Below are 273 nucleotides of genomic sequence, written 5' to 3'. Positions count from 1 at the left end.
TAAATCGGTGTGTGCTCATCTTTGCACACTGGGTTCTCGTCAGGTACTTCATGTGCCTGTGCTGTGCCTCCTAGCAGGCCCTACTCACCTGAGTAAGGCTGGCGTCCTTGCCAGAGAACGAAAAATTAAATCGGTGTGTGCTCATCTTTGCACACTGGGTTCTCGTCAGGTACATCATGTGCCTGTGCTGTGCCTCCTAGCAGGTCTTACTAACTTGAGTAAGGCTGGCGTCCTTGCCAGAGAACGAAAAAATAAATCGGTGTGTGCTCATCT

1 protein-coding gene is annotated in these 273 nt (G+C 50.2%); it reads left to right on the top strand.

Going from position 1 to position 273, the window contains the following annotated elements:
• On the top strand, positions 1 to 273 hold a 273-nt coding region (locus N475_RS25920), incomplete at both ends, for a hypothetical protein (RefSeq protein WP_211270595.1).

Origin of the sequence: Pseudoalteromonas luteoviolacea DSM 6061, assembly GCF_001625655.1 — a bacterium.
Taxonomy (GTDB): Bacteria; Pseudomonadota; Gammaproteobacteria; order Enterobacterales; family Alteromonadaceae; genus Pseudoalteromonas; species Pseudoalteromonas luteoviolacea.
Note: the sequence above shows the minus strand (reverse complement) of the source record. Positions and strands in the feature narration are given on the sequence as shown.